The 17134-nt window shown below is 56.4% G+C and carries 17 protein-coding genes and 1 tRNA gene; 7 read left to right on the top strand and 11 right to left on the bottom strand.

The features are described 5' to 3' along the window. On the bottom strand, positions 1–548 hold a 548-nt coding region (locus FHS09_RS06130; RefSeq protein WP_484502649.1), incomplete at its 3' end, for a transposase. A 159-nt stretch (positions 549–707) separates the two neighbouring features. On the opposite strand from FHS09_RS06130, the gene FHS09_RS06125 reads away from it, so the two are divergent. Then, positions 708–2243, top strand: coding sequence for a hypothetical protein (locus FHS09_RS06125; RefSeq protein WP_183457780.1), 1536 nt, complete (start codon positions 708–710; stop codon positions 2241–2243). An 18-nt stretch (positions 2244–2261) separates the two neighbouring features. Here FHS09_RS06125 and FHS09_RS06120 read toward each other — a convergent pair whose 3' ends face one another. The 3 genes from FHS09_RS06120 to FHS09_RS06110 are packed head-to-tail and all read right to left on the bottom strand — an operon-like array spanning position 2262 to position 7021. Continuing rightward, on the bottom strand, positions 2262–5369 hold the full coding sequence (locus FHS09_RS06120) for an efflux RND transporter permease subunit (protein ID WP_183457778.1): 3108 nt from the start codon (positions 5367–5369) through the stop codon (positions 2262–2264). 12 nt (positions 5370–5381) lie between these two features. After that, positions 5382–6446 carry an efflux RND transporter periplasmic adaptor subunit gene (locus FHS09_RS06115; protein WP_183457776.1) on the bottom strand — a complete coding sequence of 355 codons (1065 nt, stop codon included), beginning with the start codon at positions 6444–6446 and terminating at the stop codon, positions 5382–5384. Positions 6447–6481: 35 nt separating this feature from the next. After that, positions 6482–7021, bottom strand: coding sequence for a TetR/AcrR family transcriptional regulator (locus FHS09_RS06110; protein ID WP_183457774.1), 540 nt, complete (start codon positions 7019–7021; stop codon positions 6482–6484). 157 nt (positions 7022–7178) lie between these two features. Here FHS09_RS06110 and FHS09_RS06105 point away from each other — a divergent pair, with 157 nt between their 5' ends. Then, a complete protein-coding gene (locus FHS09_RS06105) occupies positions 7179–7559 on the top strand; it encodes a YchJ family protein (protein ID WP_183457772.1) in 381 nt (126 codons plus the stop codon). A 160-nt stretch (positions 7560–7719) separates the two neighbouring features. On the opposite strand, the gene FHS09_RS06100 is transcribed toward FHS09_RS06105, so the two are convergent. Continuing rightward, entirely contained in the window at positions 7720–8694 is a 975-nt protein-coding gene (locus tag FHS09_RS06100) for a hypothetical protein (protein ID WP_183457770.1), read from the bottom strand. A 33-nt stretch (positions 8695–8727) separates the two neighbouring features. Continuing rightward, the gene (locus FHS09_RS06095; RefSeq protein WP_183457768.1) at positions 8728–9936 is read right to left on the bottom strand and encodes an RtcB family protein; all 1209 of its coding nucleotides are present in this window, start codon (positions 9934–9936) and stop codon (positions 8728–8730) included. A gap of 428 nt (positions 9937–10364) precedes the next feature. Between FHS09_RS06095 and FHS09_RS06090 the strand changes: the two genes are divergently transcribed. Then, a complete protein-coding gene (locus tag FHS09_RS06090; protein WP_183457766.1) occupies positions 10365–11093 on the top strand; it encodes a pseudouridine synthase in 729 nt (242 codons plus the stop codon). Between the two features lie 210 nt (positions 11094–11303). Next, entirely contained in the window at positions 11304–11681 is a 378-nt protein-coding gene (locus tag FHS09_RS06085; RefSeq protein ID WP_183457764.1) for a hypothetical protein, read from the top strand. Positions 11682–11862: 181 nt separating this feature from the next. Here the strand turns inward: FHS09_RS06085 and FHS09_RS06080 are convergent, their stop codons facing one another. Further along, positions 11863–12702, bottom strand: coding sequence for a 23S rRNA (adenine(2030)-N(6))-methyltransferase RlmJ (locus FHS09_RS06080; RefSeq protein WP_183457762.1), 840 nt, complete (start codon positions 12700–12702; stop codon positions 11863–11865). Positions 12703–12980: 278 nt separating this feature from the next. On the opposite strand from FHS09_RS06080, the gene FHS09_RS06075 reads away from it, so the two are divergent. Next, entirely contained in the window at positions 12981–13949 is a 969-nt protein-coding gene (locus FHS09_RS06075) for an alpha/beta fold hydrolase (RefSeq protein WP_183457760.1), read from the top strand. Between the two features lie 165 nt (positions 13950–14114). Next, the gene (gene ppnN, locus FHS09_RS06070) at positions 14115–15491 is read left to right on the top strand and encodes a nucleotide 5'-monophosphate nucleosidase PpnN (RefSeq protein WP_183457759.1); all 1377 of its coding nucleotides are present in this window, start codon (positions 14115–14117) and stop codon (positions 15489–15491) included. Between the two features lie 27 nt (positions 15492–15518). Here the strand turns inward: ppnN and FHS09_RS23370 are convergent, their stop codons facing one another. Next, positions 15519–15776 carry an AHH domain-containing protein gene (locus FHS09_RS23370; RefSeq protein WP_425487764.1) on the bottom strand — a complete coding sequence of 86 codons (258 nt, stop codon included), beginning with the start codon at positions 15774–15776 and terminating at the stop codon, positions 15519–15521. Between FHS09_RS23370 and FHS09_RS22730 the strand changes: the two genes are divergently transcribed. Continuing rightward, the gene (locus FHS09_RS22730; protein WP_246394578.1) at positions 15696–15908 is read left to right on the top strand and encodes a hypothetical protein; all 213 of its coding nucleotides are present in this window, start codon (positions 15696–15698) and stop codon (positions 15906–15908) included. The genes FHS09_RS23370 and FHS09_RS22730 overlap by 81 nt on opposite strands. 315 nt (positions 15909–16223) lie before the next feature. On the opposite strand, the gene FHS09_RS06060 is transcribed toward FHS09_RS22730, so the two are convergent. The 3 genes from FHS09_RS06060 to ihfA form a co-directional block, all read right to left on the bottom strand. Then, positions 16224–16300: transfer RNA gene (locus FHS09_RS06060), tRNA-Pro, on the bottom strand. Positions 16301–16448: 148 nt separating this feature from the next. Then, positions 16449–16805 (bottom strand): MerR family transcriptional regulator, encoded by a 357-nt coding sequence (locus FHS09_RS06055; RefSeq protein WP_183457757.1) that lies wholly within the window; start codon positions 16803–16805, stop codon positions 16449–16451. Continuing rightward, positions 16783–17091 (bottom strand): integration host factor subunit alpha, encoded by a 309-nt coding sequence (ihfA, locus tag FHS09_RS06050; RefSeq protein ID WP_183457756.1) that lies wholly within the window; start codon positions 17089–17091, stop codon positions 16783–16785. The genes FHS09_RS06055 and ihfA overlap by 23 nt, the downstream gene beginning before the upstream one ends. Positions 17092–17134 lie beyond the last annotated feature (43 nt).

Genomic DNA, 17134 nt, shown 5'->3' with positions numbered 1-17134 from the left:
GTTCCACTGCCCAGGCATATAACACCGACTATACGGCAAATAGGAAAGCCTAGCCCCGGTTCCTGCGCGCTTTGCTGGGGGAAAACTTCTTGATTCTCCGGGGTGTCCGGCATAGTCGTCGTGGTGCCGTCAATCAATTTCACTGGACGGCCACGCCATTTCCATTGTTCAAGCGCTTTATCGCTCGACTGCTTTCCGGTAAAACAAACCAGCTCCGAAATTATTTCCACCGGCAGCCGCTGACGCGCTTTGCAGTAGGCTCCTGTATTGGTACTGATGGATGGGAGCCCACCGGTTAGCCTGGCAATGGCAGATTGGTTGACAATGTTCTGACAGGACCGATCGGCGTGCATCGCTTGTGCCAGAAACATGGATAGCGTTTCCGTCGGTGGAAAGGTTCTTTCCCGATGCTCCGGTAGCAATTGTTCAACCACCTCAAAGAGCTCCCTGCCGGTTAGCAAGTTGAAGAAATCGTAGGAGTCGGTACAGCTTGCGTATTTGCGCGTCCGGCACTGTTGAATGCTCGCATGTTTCTGGTTAGGATTCATACAGGCTGGCCCTCCGTGGTTGGTGTTTTGTTTAGGCGCAATTAGCCTATCACGGAACCAGCCTTCTTTTATGAATCTCTAAAATTCCTCTTATCTTTCAATTAGTTACGCTTAAGTCAGCGCCATTCCGATCAGACAGCATTGGAATCCGCCGCAAAAATGATCGACTCCGAAGTCGTATTCGCTGTCGCAACCTCCATCATCCTTGCCATGGAATACCCCGATGACCCAGACCTAAGGCTGCCATCGGAATCGACAGATACCTACGCCTTTGCCGGTGATTTGGAAATCTCTGCAGCGCATGGTGTGAATGCGAGATCAACCAACCCCGATCTGTGGAACAACACACAAGCAGCGATTGCCAGCGATTCCAACCTGGTGCTGTCGCAATCTATTCAAAGCGATGTTGCAGACATCTATTATTTCACAACGCCTGAAACAAGCTCTACCGGTGTTTTCAACGGCAGCCGTCTAGTACTGAATCCCGGTGGCGACGGCACCATGAGTGCCAAGCTTGACGAAAGTGCCTTCAACTGGTCTCTAGGGGAGAGTGGTGTAAGTTTCGAAGGACTGGAACTGATATCAAGCGACGCACACCCTTGGGATGGCGATCTCGGCAAATCAGTTCACGAGCAAACCGTTACCCGTATCAACAACTTACGCTGGCTTTCCCTGGGAAAGTTGAGCGATGTGCTTCTGCTCGATATTGAAAGTTACACCCACTACCCGGATGGAGAATATCCTGACACCTCGCCCGTCGTTTCGCTGACTACCGGCACCGCTCTCAAGTCTGAGAACAGAGTCAACGCCACTAAAATTTTGCAGTTGGGTGTGGACTACAGTGTGCCCAGATCCGTCACCACGGGAGTGGTTAGCAGTCCCGTAGACGGCACCGGCGCCTCCCTGGAAGTACATGCTTCAAAGATCTCTTTTTCCGGCAGCCCAGGCCAGGGAGGTACAGCCTCGGTCACCGTTGAATCCTATAATGGCGATGGAACGCTGATCACCTCCGAGGAAAATGCAAGCTGGATGATTGCCGCCGATGGTAGCCTGCAGATTAGCTATGCCAATGGTGATAGCGCAAATCTGGTCTTTCTTTCTGAGAACCAGGAAATTGCCAGCGTCAACCTGAAAACAACCCAGAGCGCAGGCGTCTTTACCCGGAACAGCTTTCTGCTACTCAAGGAAGAGCCCTCCTGGACTGTGCTGTCTGCTCCCGGAATCTACCGTTATCCGTTTTCGTTCTTCGAGCCGCTCAATCATTTCTGGTTCGAAGTAAACGATAACGGTACGGCTCTAACAGTTTCAACCTATGACATGGATGAAAACGGCACACTTGAAGACAGCGAGTACTCTGTAATGCCTGGCCTTTGGTTGATCAATGGCGAGGGCAATATGCTAATACGTCGCTATCGCTATAACTTCGGCGGTTTCTGTACGCCGACCAGTTGGGATCCGGCGGACAACGACGAATGCGTGCTCTATCACGAGCGTGAATGGAACCTGCATCAGATAAGCAGCGATGACGGGTACTGGATACACCATTACCACCGGTTCTTCTATGACTGGCAGAGGGAAAACATGTCCGACCCCACTGTCTCCGGTCATATCTTCTCATTCGGCTCTATAGACAATCGTCCCCAGTACAAGACAAACATGCGTCCGGTGAAAGTACCGCCCAATTTGCTCCCCTGATATAGTAACTAAAGGCATTTATAGCAGCTCGGGCTCGACCGATTTATGCGGGGTATTCTCCAGTTGAGCGGAGGCGTTGCCCCGCTCTACTTCGCTCTGCCTGATCTTGTGGAAAATCGCGTAAAGCACAGGCACCGCAATCAGGGTCAAAATGGTGGCAAACCCCAGTCCACCCATAATTGTCACAGCCATATCGGCAAAGAAGGCATCAAAAAGCAGCGGCGACATACCCAGTATTGTTGTGACCGCGGCGAGGAACACCGGCCGCAGGCGGCTGACACTGGCCCGCTCGATGGCGGTCAGGCGTGGCAGGCCCTCCCGTGTCTGCACTTCAATTTCATCCACCAGCACCACGGCATTCTTGATCAGCATTCCCGAGAGACTCAGCACGCCCAACAGGGACATAAACCCGAACGGCAAGCCGGATACCAACAAACCGACCACCACACCCACCAGGCTCATGGGAACCACCAGCCAGATAATCAACGGCTCGCGCAGGGTACCGAACAGCAGCACCGATATCAGGATCATGATCAGGAAACCGACCGGCAAGCCTTTGCCGAGCGATGCCTGTGCGTCTGAAGAGCGCTCGAACTCTCCGCCGAATTCGATTTTGTAACCGGGCGGCAACGCGATATTTTCAACGTCGGAGCGTATTTTTTTGAATGCAGCCATGGCGGTAACATCTTGTGGTGCCGTGCCGCTGACGGTGACAGTAGGCACCCGGTCGCGGCGCTGGATAAGCCCCTCCTCCGCCGTGGTCTCAAACTTCTCCACCAGCTGTCCCGCGGGAATATAATCTTTCTGGTTCGGGCTCCACACCAGCCGATCCGGCAATGAACCCAGCTGGTTGCGGTCCCCTGCCGGCAGTCGGGCGGCAATGGGAATCATCCTGTCCCCACTTTCATAGCTGCCTACGCGATACCCCGATGTGGCAAACTGCAGGGTACGGCTGATATCGCTGTTGCTGATACCGGCAACACGTGCTTTTTCCCCGTCCAGGTGCGCCTTGATCAGCGGTTCCCGGGCACGCCAGTCGTGGCGCACGTCCTCCAGGTCCTTACTCCTGAATATGTCTTGTACACCGCCCGCCAACTGCCGCAGGGTATTGAAATCCGCTCCGGAGATTCGCACCTCCACGTCTGCTCCGCCCCCGGGGCCGAATACCAGCCTCTTGAAGGTGACCAGCGCCTCCGGGTGTGAATTGCGCAACTCCTGCTTTGTACGCTCGATGAGCGCCGGTATCTGCTCGCGGGTTTCCGTGCGTACGATCAACTGGCCGTATGAGGGATTGGGAGGTTCAGGAGCGTAGGTCAGCATAAATCGATCGGCGCCCCGGCCTGCAACAGCGGTGACCGATTGTACCTCGTCCTGTTGCAACAGGTACTCTGAAGCTTCATGCAGGGCCCGCTCGGTCCTGTTGATATCGCTACCCTGGGGCATGCGGTAATTCACGTAAAACAGCGGCGCATTGGAATTGGGGAAAAAGCCCTGCTTAACTAAGCCAAAGGCAAAGTAACTGACCAGGGTGACGATCACAAGGACCGCAATAGTACGCCCCCGGTGCGCGAGTGCACCGGACAGGGCATTCGCGTACATGCGATAAAACCTGCCGGCATACGGGTCGTCCGCTTCCGTGCCTTTTCCGGGGCGGAACAAATGGAAGCCGAGGTACGGTGTTATGGTAATCGCCAGAACCCAGCTCAGCAGCAGCGATAGTCCGATTACGGCAAACAGGGAAAACAGGAATTCACCGGTGGCATCGTCGGAAAGGCCGATGCCGGAAAAAGCCATAATGCCGATAATTGTGGCCCCGAGCAGCGGCCAGAATGTCTGCCGCACCACACGACTGGCGGCGCTCCGCGGCGACTCCTTCTTCTCCACGCCCATCAGCATGCCTTCGGCAACCACGATCGCGTTGTCCACCAACATGCCCATGGCGATGATCAGCGCCCCCAGGGAGATTCTCTGCAGGTTCAGGCCGAGCAGGTTCATGATCAGCACCGTGCCCATCACGGTCAGCCCCAGCACCACACCCACAACCACACCGGAGCGCCAGCCCATAAACAGGCACAGTACCAGGGTAACGATGACCACGGAGGACACCAGGTTCAACAGGAAACCGTTGACGCTGTCCGCCACCACTTTGTGCTGCTCGTAAACAGGTTGTATTTCGACGCCCAGCGGCAGCCCCTGCTTCAATTGTGTGAGCTTCTCCTCGACCCGCGTACCGACATCGACAATATTGGTATTTTGTGCACCGGCCACTCCGATCAGGATGGTCGGCAAACCGTTATAGTGAACGATAAAATCCGGGTTCTCATCGTATCCCAGTGAAATGCTGGCGATATCGCCCACAGAGAGAAGAGCGGTGGAGCCCGGAACGCCAATCAGAATATTGCGGATAGCCTCCATGTCATTGGCCTGGTTATCCACCACAACCCGTGTACGCAGGTCCTTGCCCCCGATCTCACCGGCCTGCTCGGTGGAGCTCTCCGATTGCAATACCTGAGCCAGGTCATCCAGTGAGTAACCCAATTGTGACAGCCGCGACTCATCGATATCCAGGTAGGCGACTTCATCGATCACGCCCGAACGCGAAACCTTAGCCACCCCCTCGACAGCGAGCAGTTCACGGCGGATAGACTTGGTGATTTCCCGCATCTCACTGCGGGAAAAACCGTCGCCGGTGATCGCGTAATAGATACCGAACACTTCGCCGAAGTCATCATTGACTAGCGGGGCCATGGCGCCACTGGGTAAATCGCTTTGGGCATCGCGCACCTTGCGGCGCAACTCATCCCAGATCTGCGGCAGTTCGTTGGAGTCGTAGTGATCCTCCATTTCCACGCGAATTTCCGACATACCCGGGCGGGAGGTGGAAGTGATGCGCTTGAGCTGGCCCATTTGCTGAATCGCCACCTCCAGCTTCTCGGTCACTTCCTCCTCAACCTGCCGGGCACTGGCTCCCGAATAGGCAGTAAAGACACGCGCTTCCTTGATAGTGAATGCGGGATCTTCCAGGCGACCGATATCCGCAATGGCCCAGAGTCCACCGACAAGGCAGATCAACATCAACAGCCAGCTGTATACGGGCTGCTTGATAAAAATATCAGAGATCTTCACTGCGGCTCCCCATCACTGCCTGTAGTTGCGAACTTTTGCACCTTCATATAGGTGCTGCCCTCCGGCAGCGACGATGTTCATCGCCGACTCAATACCCCGGGTGATTTCCACAGAATCGCCGTCGGTGCTGCCGAGCAGTACCGATGCCTTGCTGACAGACTGATCACCGTTTATTCGCCATACGAAAGAAGAGCCATCCGCATCGGTTTGCACGGCTGACAGAGGAACCCGGTATGTGCGACCAGCCTGATGGAGCTTGAGATTTACCCGGGCGGTCATCCCGGGAAGTATCTGCACGTCTGCGGGCCGCGGCATACCCAGCTCGACGATATAAGTCTGCGTCACGCTATTGGCTTCTGCCTGATGCTCGCGGTACTCCAGCGGAAACTCCTTACCCGGCAAAAACTCAAACGACGCGGTGATGGATTTAACATGGTCCCGGTCAATGGTGGCGAGCAGCTTCTCCGGGACTGAAACCTCAATGCGCACTTCGGATACATCCTGCAGCCGAACGATGCCCTGCCCCGACTGCACGTTGGTATAGTTCTCGACCAGCCGTCGGGTGATCAGCGCATCAAACGGCGCCTGCAGCCGTGTATACGCGAGGTTCTGTGCCGCGTTCTCAAGTGCGACCTTGGCCAGGCTGAAGTTGCTTTCGGTTTCATCCAGTTGTTGCCTGGAAATTACATTGCGCTCCGCCAGGGACCGCTGCCGGGCAACGGTTTTTTCCAGCAGCTCGACATTGACCTCGGCCTCCCTGACCCGTCTGTTGAAATCCTGGCTGTCGAGAGAAGCGATCAGTGTGCCCTTCGGAACAATCTCCCCTTCCGTCATGTTGAACTGGTTCAACTTTCCCCCAACCTGGAAAGACAGGTCGAGCGTCTGTACGGCCCGCACCCGGCCGGCGAACTGCCTCTCCTCGATATCTCCGGCATTGGAAATCGTCGCTATCTTCACAGGCCATACCGGGGCCTCCTTCTGCTCATCGGCCTCGGAACCATCGCAGCCAACCAGTCCGGATGCGACGGCCAATAGGGAAGCGAGCAGCCAGAAACGGGAATTACCGAAGAGTTTCATAACCAGTTCTCAAAGAAAAAGACGGGGGGTAAAAATCACTCGACCTCCGCGGCCAGTGCCAACAGCCGCTTGCGCATGCGTTCAAAGACCGGGTCTTCGGGGTCCATCACACCGAGCACTCGACCCAGGAATAGGCCACGCGCGGCAAACAGCAGTATCTGCGCCAGCTCCGGGTCTTTTGAAGCGCCGCAGGCTTCCCGGCGAATTTTGGCCTCCTTGGCCCTGATCGGTTCCAGCAGGCTGGGGTCCTCCGCGACGGCGGCGAGGAGCGCGCGAGGCAGGCTCTTCTCGTCCTCCATCATCACGAACAGCGCATCAATCCGCGGTTGCAGCTCTCCCTGCCCGGCTCCCGGGCGATCGTCGGTGAACTCGGCGGCGATCTGCAATTCACGCTCAATGGCCTTCTCGACCATGGCCTTCAGCAGTACCTGCTTGCTACTGAAGTGATGCAGCAGCCCGCCCTTGCTCAAGCCGCACTTGGCGGCGACAGCGTCTAACGTGAGCTTGCGCGCGCCCCTCTCCCGTACCACCTCTTCCGCGGCACGGACAATTGCAGTTTTGTCGATTTTGGACATATGACTCCCCGGACACTCCCGGTCGAAACCGACCGACTGGACGGTATGTTAGCAGCGCCAACCAAAAGGTCAAGGACACTCTCCAGTAGGAAGCCGCTATAAATTTACCGCAGCCCCCTCTATCATTCGGCCCGACACAAGCCCACCGAAGACCTCCATGACCGAAGAACTCTGCCCCTGTGGCTCCGGAAAGCCCCTGCAGCAGTGCTGCCAGCTGTATCTCTCCGGCCAGACCTACCCCAACAACGCCGAAACCCTGATGCGCAGCCGCTACAGCGCCTATGTCACCGGCAACCTGCCCTATCTGCGCAAATCATGGCACCCGGAGACCTGCCCGGAATTGGATGGCGATGAGCTGCAGACTCAGTGGTCAAGGCTGGAAGTGGTCAGGAGTAAGCGGGGATTAAAAAAATCGGTGGTGGAGTTCAAGGCTTGGTATCTGGAGGATGGCGCAGAGCGCGTATTGCACGAAATTTCGCTATTTAAATTGCACAAGAAGCGCTGGGTATATGTCGGGCCCTTGGCGGGTTGGCCATAGAACGGCATTCGGAGCCCCACCGCACTCTACACAAAAATCGCGGGAGCTTTTCCACTCCCGCGCTGCCTTCAGCATTTTCTGTCTGTTGGCAAACCGCTCGCCGGACTTCGCCCTGACATGGGCACCACCTTTGCGAAGCAGAGGATTAAGCGCAACATGATTACGCGGCTTGTTCTTTTTCATAGGCATCTTCCCTCTCTTTGAAATCCAATAAATACCAGTTCTGGTTCTGTATTTTTCTCATTTTCCTCCTCGACGATCTATCGTCGTACAGAAACTGCGGCCCGCGGGAGACCCGCTGAAAACAGAATTTTTCCGGCAGGCTGGAGTACACCGACCTGGGCGGGCGGCAGTTTTTTACCTTACAGCCGGTCTCCCAACTGTGGTAAAAAATCTTCCCAACACCGATCTCCTCCAGCAAAAACTCGATGGTGGCCGAGAGCATGGCTTCCGACCAGAGACCCAGGTGAGGTTCTATGGCCATCTCGAAGTAGTCCACCGCCCGCTCCGGCGGAAAAGACTCATACCAGCGCCGCCCCGACCGCCTTGATCCCTTCGCCTCGAGGCACTGCTTTGCCTGTTCGTACAGTTCGCGCGCCTCCCGCAACCAGTCGTTCTGGACCTCCTCGATCAGAGCCGTATCTGACTCCAGATCCAGGTCGATCCGCGACCAAGCCAGGGTATTGCGCACCCGGCTGGTGGGGTGGCAGGCAAAATCGAACGGTGAGCAATCGGTGTCCAGTTTCAGCCTGCGGTAGTGCCTGTCGTGCAGATTGGAAAAGTTCAGCTGCAGCACCAGGTTGTACCCGGCCCGCGATGTCTGATACCAACAGCTTGAGCGGGCACTGCCCCACAATCCCAAGCTCAGGGTGTAGCAGTGGAAACGCTCCGGCCAGTAGCTGGCAAGATTTTCCGGGCGCACCACGCCATCGCCGCACTGGCTCAACACCTGCCGCACCAGTGGTTTGCTGAGCAGGCGCCCCAGGCGGCTCTGCCGCAGAGCACCCACCCGCATACCATCGCGACAGTAGTGCCACAACATGGCCAGGGCATACCTGTCTTTAAAGTAATAGTACTTGGTGCGCTCTCCCCTCATCAGGCAGGCCACAATCTCCTCTGCTAATTTGACGTTCATATCTAAAACCCACGCGCATGCGCGGTTCCTCCTTTAACCTTTTACACAAATTACCTGGCGCAGTGTATGGACCACATCCACCAGGTCGGTCTGGTTCTGCATCACCTGATCGATATCCTTGTAAGCGGCGGGTATCTCGTCGATCACACCGCTGTCTTTCCTGCACTGGATACCTTTGGTCTGCTCCTCCAGATCCCTGCGGGTAAAGCGCTTCCTGGCCGCCGTGCGGCTCATCTTCCGCCCCGCGCCGTGGGCACAGGAGCAGAAGGAATCGGCATTGCCGCGGCCGCGCACAATGAACGACCTGGCCCCCATGGAGCCGGGGATAATCCGCAACTGGTCCTGCTTCGCGCTAATCGCCCCTTTGCGGGTCACAAAGACATCGCGACCGAAATGCTCCTCCCGCACCACGTAATTGTGGTGGCAGTTGATCGCCTCGGATGTCGGGGTGAACTCGGGCAACTGCTCGCGCAGGCAGCCGAGTACCAGCTTCATCATCTCCTGGCGGTTGACCCGGGCGTATTCCTGGGCCCAGTTGAGCGCCTCGATGTAATCATCGAAATGACCGCAGCCTTCACTGAAGTAGGCGAGATCCCTGTCCGGCAGGTTGTGCATATGCCCCGCCATATCTTTCTTCGCCAGCTGGATGAAGTGCTGGCCGATCGCATTGCCGATACCGCGGCTACCGGAGTGCAGCATCACCCAGACCGCATTGCTTTCATCGAGACAGATCTCGATAAAATGATTGCCACCGCCCAGAGTCCCAAGCTGGGTCACCCAGGTCTGCTGCGGCTGACGCAACTTCTTCAGCAACTCCGGGTGCTTTCCGAACAGCCTGTCCGCACCGGGAGCAAGACGTTTGCAGGCAGATTCCCGGGCGTTGACCATCTTGTGACGGCCGAAGCCCACGGGTACTTTCACCTCAATGGCATCCCGTAATGCCTTCAGGTTGTCCGGCAGCTGGTGGGCATGTAGCGATGTACGCACCGCATTCATGCCGCAGCCGATATCCACGCCCACTGCCGCCGGGATAATGGCGCTGACGGTGGGAATCACGGACCCCACGGTAGCGCCCTTACCCAGGTGCACATCGGGCATGGCCGCCACATGTGAATGCACAATCGGCAGTTGGGCGATATTTTTCAGTTGTTGCAATGCCGCCGGTTCGATCTCATCGGTGTAGATTTTTACCGGTACAGTTCCCGGCGGCGCATTTTTGTTTAGTACCATTTTTACAGGCATAACGAATCCCTGGATTACTCCACGTTCTTATTGAAATTGCCTTTCAAGATATCAGAATGCAAAAAGCCCCGGCGTATGCCAGGGCTTCAGGAAGTTTCTGGCTTGAAAGGCAGTGTCACCTTTCAAGCGCGAGCACATGAAAGGTGTCAGATAGACTGATTTTTTAGATGTTGATATCGCATTTCATGGCTCCTTTTTCATGCTCTTCTGTGGTTGTGGACCACAGCTTGTTGGAGGTTGTTCGAGAGAGCGGGCGAGTTTAACCAAGGAAGATAAGATGTCAACAGGAAATGTCCAATTGATACAATCTTTTTAAGAAAGCATCCGGGGACACTTATTCAAAGCCTCCCTACTAAAAAATTCTGTCGTGAAAGGAAACCACCTCCACGATACAATCGTCGGCTAGGTTTTCCCGTTGGTACCATAGTATGCACCCGGACATCCTCTTTGAAGATGCCTATCTTATCGCGGCCTACAAGCCCGAGGGATGGCTGGTGCACCGCTCCGAAATAGATCCCCGTGAAGACAGGATACTACTGCAATACCTGCGCGACTTGGCCGGCTGCCACATGTACCCAATCCACCGTCTGGACAAACCGACCTCCGGGGTAATCGTCTTCGGCAAAAGCGGCGAAATTGCCGCACAGGTCCAGGCGCAGCTCCAAAGCGAGAAATCAGTTAAAAAATATATCGCCGTCTGCCGGGGCTACAGCCCCGAAGAGGGCGTTATCGACCACCCGCTGCCGCCGGTCGCCGATTTCAAACACCAGCGCAAACACCCCAAGGCTGACTTACCCCGCCAACCTGCCGTCACCCTGTACCGCAGGCTGGCCACCATCGAACTGCCCTATTCCGTCGACCGCTATCCCACCAGCCGCTATTCCTTTGTGGAAATACAGTTGAAGACCGGCCGCAGGCACCAGATCCGCCGCCACTTCAAGCATATTTCCCACCCGCTGATCGGCTGCCCAAAGTATGGCAAGTCGGTGCACAACCGCTTCTTCACCGAGCAGTTTGGCTGCGGCAGGCTCCTGCTACACGCCCTGCAACTCCAGTTGGACCACCCGGTGACCGGCAAACGCCTGAACCTGATCGCACCGCCGCGCGGGCCATTCGCGTCATTAATTCAGGCTTTTGGCTGGCAGATACCGGAATAGTGCCTATCGCCGGAACGGGCACGTGCAGCGCCATGCAAGAGCCTTAGAGTTGGTTCATAATCTTTCTGAGAGCAGCCGAACAGCATGTGACCAGAGCCGCCGCTTTGTTCACATTTTCCCGCATTGCGACCCCAGCCGAACCAATCAAATTGGGGGTTGGCGTTCCCAGTGAATAGACTTCCAAGCACATCGGAAGAGGAGGAAGTCACAATGCGTTTTCTAATACCCTTGATACTGATGTGCTCTCTCGCCGGCTATAGCCAAGCGCAAGAGCAACTCCGCCAGCTGCCCTCCGGTGCCACCGAGGTCCAGGTTAGGGGGCAGACTTACTATCAACACGGCAATACCTTCTACCGCTATCATCCGCAGGGCGGTTATTTCTACGAGGTGAGCGCGCCCCGCGGTTTGATCAGGGCCGAACAGCCGCGCTTTTACCGTCGCAGCCTGCCGGAGCAGCGTATTCGCATAAATAGCGAAGAGGGATGTCGCAACTGGGCGGCGGAACACGCGAACCGCAACCCGTCCATAGGCGGTAAGATTTACATGCGCCAGTTCAACCGCTGCATGAACATGCTCCGTCAACAATAGCCGGACTAGGATCGTTCCCGCGTCGGCAGCACTCCGGGGCGGGAACGAATTTTTGCGCGAGCGCACCTCAGGCGCGCCCATATTTCGCACAAACCTCCTACCGCAAGAACCGGGCGCCGGTCACCCGCGAAACGCCGGGTGGCGCAAACTGGTTCCTCGGCCGCCCCCAGCTAACCAGCGATCACTCCCCAACCAGGCTCTGCATACGCTGATGTTCCCCGCCATCCTCACTGAGCAGCCTCGCCAGCGACGGCAATAGCTGCGCCATTGTGGCCCGCAGTGTCCAGGGCGGATTAACCACAATCATGCCGGAGGCCGTCATGCCACGGCCGTCGGTGTCGGCACGGACACCCAGCTCAAACTGTTCCACACGGCGGATGCCCGAAGTGACGATCTGGCGCTCCAGTTGGTCAATACGTTTCCGCTCGACCACCGGATACCAGAGTGCCACTGTGGCAGTGGGCATTTTTCGATGGATCAGCTTGAGCGCATCGACCACGCGTTGGTAATCCTGTTTCAACTCGTAGGACGGATCGATCAGTACCAGTGCGCGGCGGGACGGTGTCGGCAGCAGCGCGGCGAGCCCCCTGAAGCCATCTTCCCCACGGATATGGATATTCCGGCCCGCGCACGCCCGACGGAGCTGCTCGATATCGGCCGTGTGCAGCTCGAACAACCACGCCTTGTCCTGCGGGCGCAAGAGGCCGCAGGCGATGGCGGGAGAGCCCGGGTAAAGCCGTAATCGACCACCGGCATTGTGGGCCATCACCCGATCCAGGTATGGCTGCAACGCCGGCAGGCCGGGATCTCCCGGCAGCAGACGGGCGATGCCGTTGCCATACTCGCAATTCTTCGCCGCCATTCCGCCCTCGAGGCGGTACAGGCCGGCACCGGCATGGGTGTCTATATAGTCGAGGGGTTTGTCCTTCTTCTGCAGGTAGGCAAGGATTTCCACCAGCACAAGGTGCTTCAACACGTCGGCAAAATTGCCGGCATGAAAACCGTGGCGATAACTGAGCATGTGACCCGTCTGGATGATCTCGGTACGTCAATCGGGCCTGTGACCCGGACGGGCCAACACGGCGGTAGGGAGCGCCTGGAGAGGGACGGGCCAGCAGTTGGCCCAACCAGGGATCTCGCGCGTAATTTATTCCGCTACCGGGGCAGTGTAAACAAATATTTGCGGCCTGCCGGGGCACGACAGCAACCGGAACACCACGAGCGACGAACCCTGTTCAATATCCGCCTAAACGATTACTCTGACCGGAGTCATTGGCCAAGGAAGGAAAAGAGACAGCGATGAGCCAGAAACTGCCCTACGGACTGGACCACCACGGCATCCGATTTCGCACCGTGCCCACCAATGGCATCAACCTGAATGTCGCCGAGGCGGGCGGAGGCCCGCTGATTTTCCTGCTGCACGGCTTTCCCGAGTGCTGGGCCAGTTGGGGACCCCAGATCAAATTCCTCGTGGACAGAGGTTACAGGGTGGTGGCACCGGAGATGCGTGGCTACGGCGACAGCGATGCCCCCAAAGACGTCGCCGCCTATGACACCGTGGAGCTGGCAGCCGACGTCATAGGCCTGCTCGACGCCTACGACCAGCAACAGGGCGTGATTATCGGCCACGACTGGGGCTGCATCGTCGCCTGGTACACCGCCTGGCTGCACCCCGAGCGTATCAAGGGCGTCGGCGGACTGAGCATCCCCTGGTTCGGGCGCGGGCAGACCGATACCCTGAGTGCTCTGAAGCGGCAGATGGGCAACAACTACTTCTATATTATCGATTTCCAGAACGCCGCCGCCCATGAAGCACTGAACCGGGATATCCCCCTTTCCCTGGAAAAAATCCTCACCGGCCAGTTCGACCTGCTGCAGCAAGGCGGTGGCGACGCGGGCCTGCTGGAGCGCATCACGCTGCCGGAAAAGCGCCCGGACTACATGCCGCAGGACTTCCTCGACTACATCGTCAGCCGCTACCAGCGCCACGGTTTCGAGCCGCCGCTGAACTGGTACCGCAATTTCGAACGCACCTGGCAGCGAACGGCCGCACAGAAAGACAACACCATCACCGTGCCGGCCATGTACCTGACGGGCAGTAAGGACTGGACCCACCGCTATGCCGAGAGTATCGGCCTGGATATGCACCACCAGTGCAGCGATCTGCGACTCTGCGCGGTGACAAAGGCGGGACACTGGATTGGGCAGGAGATGCCGGAATGGGTTAACGACAAGATTGCTGAATTTCTTGCGTCGATTGGCCACTGACGCTTAGAGTCAAATTAAGTTTATACCCCTCGCCTCTATTATTAGAGTTATTTCAATCCAAAGCTTAATATATAAAGAGTGTAATCAACAACTTAGACTACACTTCTATAGCCCCAGTACAGCACTTCCTGTACTGTAGAATCTTTCAGCTTTATTGAGGGTTGCATGTCTACGGATCTCATCGATGCACAAGTATCACCAACCGAGCAGTTTGATATTCTATCCAAGTACGAAATCCACAAGCTCAGTCAAGAAAGCCGCGGCCCTCAATACCAGACTTTCCGCAACTGTTCTCTGGCCGTACTCAATAGCGGCAGCTATATGGATGACGGTAAGGAGCTCCTGGAAACTTATGCCGACTTCGATATTTCGGTTATCCCGACAGAACGCAGCGTAAAACTCCAGGTCAAAAACGCCCCTGCCAGTGCTTTTGTAGATGGCAAGATGATCCGTGGTATCGCCGAGCACCTTTTTGCCGTACTCCGCGACATTATCTACGTGAACAGCGAAATTACCGGCGACCCGCGTTACGATCTGGTATCTGCGCAGGGGGTTACCGACGCGGTATTCCATATCCTACGTAATGCCGGTACTTTTGACCGGGCCCGCATACCCAGGTTGGTGGTGTGCTGGGGTGGGCACTCCATCTCAGCCGAGGAATACGATTACACCAAAACGGTAGGCTATGAGCTGGCGCTGAGACATCTCGACATCTGCACCGGTTGCGGCCCGGGCGCAATGAAAGGCCCAATGAAAGGCGCCACTATAGGCCACGCTAAACAACGCGACCGGTACGGTCAATACCTCGGAATTTCCGAGCCGGGCATCATCGCGGCAGAAGCACCAAATGCAATCGTCAATCAGCTTGTCATCATGCCGGACATCGAGAAACGACTGGAGGCGTTTGTGCGCACCGGCCACGGAATTGTCGTATTTCCTGGCGGCGCAGGTACCGCCGAGGAGATTCTCTATCTTTTGGGCATACTCCTGCATGAAGAAAACAAGGAGCAACCCTTTCCGGTGATTTTTACCGGCCCTGCCAGCGCCGAAGACTACTTTATTCGCATTGACCAGTTTATTACCTCGACCCTGGGCGAAGAAGCGAGATCAAGGTACCAGATCATTATTGATGACCCTCCGGAAGTGGCACGGCAAATGGCCGCAGGCATCCAAGAGGTGCAGCAACACCGCAAAGAGACCGGCGATGCCTATTACTTCAACTGGAAACTGAAGGTGTCAACAGAGCTCCAACGACCGTTTGCCCCCACCCACAAGAATATGCTTAATCTCGCATTACACAAAAACCAGGAAACTTACCTGCTGGCTGCCAACCTGCGCCGCGCGTTTTCCGGAATCGTTTCCGGCAACGTCAAAGACGAAGGTATTCGAACCGTGGAAAAATATGGTCCCTATGAGTTACGCGGTGACCCGGCAATAATGCACAGCATTGATACCTTGCTGGAGTCTTTTGTTAAGCAGCAAAGAATGAAACTGCCCGGCAAGGAATATATTCCCTGTTATCGAATCATTGCAGGCCAATAGTTAAAATCAACGTGCCCCTTACTGAAATTACTGCATCACATAACAGCTGACTCTTTCGCCGGCGCTGACGGTTTTTCTATAGAAGACTTTTTCGACGGACCGCATGTAGTCATATCGGTGAATTCGACTGTGTGGCACAGCCTCTCTCAGGCGTCTAGGCATCTGCGATATAGCGGCGGTATTCTTTGGCAACCAGCAACCATTGTGAGCGTCATCAATACGCATACCTATTGCGGCCATGATAGCCCGCTGCGTTGCGGCACCTTTATGCGCCCCGCTGACAATGGCATGAGCGTGACAGAGTTCGTGGGGACGGGGATCGGTGGCGGCACCCAAATGCTCCGCCAGGCGAGCGGACTGATGGGCTTCATCCCGCAGCTGTTTTTTTTAGTCATTTCCTTAGCGGATAACCGATAGGCGTCTAACTGGGGCTCCACCTGGGCAGTGGTTTTGACTGCGTCCAGGTCGCCTCGACTGACACTCTTCTTGCCCGCATAGCCCTGGCTTACGGTCCACAAGAAAAAGAGCCCGCCACGGCAGCAACCCAATCTAGTATGCCCCCTCATCTAGTAGCTATTCGCTTCCAAAGCTCCAAACGTGAATACAGGGGCTCGTCACACGGGCAGTCTGAAGCTTTGATCCAACGTAGCCCCTCACTCGCCCGGACTCAATACAGACTTAAATTTCAGACACAAAAAAGCCCGCTCAACGGCGGGCTCTTCGATCAAATAATGGTCGGGGTGGCCGGATTTGAACCGACGACCACCACACCCCCAGTGTGGTGCGCTACCAGGCTGCGCTACACCCCGACATAGCTAAACCAAGCTCCTGTCTGTTCACCTAGATCGGCGTTAAGTGCTTGATTTATAAGGAACATCGCTTGGCGATGAGGCGCAAATCATACCTAAGTGGCGGCGGATTGCAAGCCCGGATTTGCGCTTTCTGCACACGCGGAAATCAACTGTCCAGCAGGACCAGCACCCCTTCCAGCTCGGCGATCACCTGGGGCAGTACCTGTTGCAGCTGGACGCTGTTGACCTTGTCGCTGCCCGTCTCCATCTGCAGGCGGGCTCCGCCGATAGTGTAGCCCTCCTCGTACAGCAGCGCGCGGATCTGGCGGATCAGGATCACGTCCTGGTGCTGGTAGTAGCGGCGGTTGCCGCGGCGCTTGACGGGGCTGAGTTGGGGGAATTCCTGTTCCCAATAGCGCAGTACATGGGGTTTGACTGCGCAGAGTTCACTGACTTCACCAATGGTGAAATAGCGCTTGCCCGGGATTGTGGGCAGTTCGCTATTGTTGCTTGCTTCCAGCATGTTCTTCTACTCGTGCCTTGAGTTTCTGTCCCGGCTTGAAAGTCACCACCCGGCGCGCGGAGATGGGGATCTCCTCTCCCGTCTTGGGGTTGCGCCCGGGACGCTGGCTTTTATCCCGCAGGTCAAAGTTGCCGAAACCGGAGAGTTTGACCTGCTCGTTATTTTCCAGCGCGTTGCGGATTTCCTCGAAAAAATATTCGACGATCTCTTTGGCTTCGCGTTTGTTGAAGCCCAGCTCCTCGAACAGTTTTTCGGCGAGCCCGGCCTTGGTCAGTGCCTCTGTCATTGGTTCCTACCAACAGATTCAGAGGCGTCCCGGCTCCGGATCG

The sequence above is a fragment of the Microbulbifer rhizosphaerae genome, assembly GCF_014191725.1.
GTDB classification, from domain to species: domain Bacteria; phylum Pseudomonadota; class Gammaproteobacteria; order Pseudomonadales; family Cellvibrionaceae; genus Microbulbifer; species Microbulbifer rhizosphaerae.
This window is presented reverse-complemented; position numbering and strand designations above follow the sequence as displayed.